Consider the following 615-nt stretch of genomic DNA (forward strand, 5'->3'; position numbering starts at 1 on the left):
AAACCGCATTTGTGGAAAAATCAGCTGCGCAGCCTTACAGGGAGTGGGTAGCTTCGCTGGAACCAACGGGAGAAAATCTTATTAAAACCGCCAGAGAAATGATGGGGGTGCCTTACCTGTGGGGTGGGACTTCTCCAAAAGGAATGGATTGCAGCGGTTACACTAAAACAATTTTCTTCCTAAACGGGATGGTGCTCCCCCGTGATGCTTCCCAGCAAATTGCAGCAGGGGAGGAGATCGATTCGGTTAAAAATTTCGAAAACCTGCAGAAGGGAGATCTACTTTACTTCGGAAGAAAAGCTACAGACACCACTTCAGAAAGGATCATTCACGTGGGCATGTGGATAGGCGACAATAAATTTATACATTCGATGGGGGAGGTGCATATTAGTAACTTCGATACTACCGCCACAGATTTTGATGAATATAATTACAATAGGTATTTAAGAACGAAAAGAGTATTGGGCACAAACGATGAAAGAGTTATTCAGCTGGCTCAAAGCGATTTGTTTATGACGCCTAAAGGTGAGCCTATTCGAGATTAGAAATTTTACCTTCAAAAATGTCAAATTTCTCCTCCTTTTTTCTGCTTGTTGCAATGATGATCAACCTGCC

Annotated in this window: 1 protein-coding gene; it reads left to right on the forward strand. The window is 42.9% G+C overall.

What is annotated here, in order from left to right; genetic code table 11:
* The coding region (locus tag HC176_RS15745; RefSeq protein WP_167919942.1) for a C40 family peptidase at positions 1-545 on the forward strand (545 nt) is incomplete at its 5' end.
* Positions 546-615 lie beyond the last annotated feature (70 nt).

The sequence above is a fragment of the Tamlana crocina genome (assembly GCF_012037625.1).